Below are 210 nucleotides of genomic sequence, written 5' to 3'. Positions count from 1 at the left end.
TGGGGCACGAACAACCAGTGGAAGTGGTCGGGTTGGATCACATGGGCGAGATGCCGAAACGAGTGGTGGGCCTTCACATCACGCATCGCGCCGAGTAGCCGTTCGGCGTTACGCGGTTCCTTTAGCCACGGTTCGCGCTCGTGGGTCACTACGGTCACGAACACCGGTCGATCGGGGAGGGTGTAGCGTCGATATCGTGGCATCTCTTTT

1 protein-coding gene is annotated in these 210 nt (G+C 60.0%); it reads right to left on the bottom strand.

Annotation, left to right across the window (positions count from 1 at the left end):
* Positions 1 to 203, bottom strand: a 203-nt coding sequence (locus ACYQ2W_RS26975) for a transposase (RefSeq protein ID WP_459874248.1), incomplete at its 3' end; no start/stop codon positions are given.
* Positions 204 to 210 lie beyond the last annotated feature (7 nt).

Source organism: Endothiovibrio diazotrophicus, from assembly GCF_054657215.1.
The sequence above is the reverse complement of the archived record's forward strand: the minus strand, read 5'-3'. Positions and strand labels throughout refer to the sequence as shown.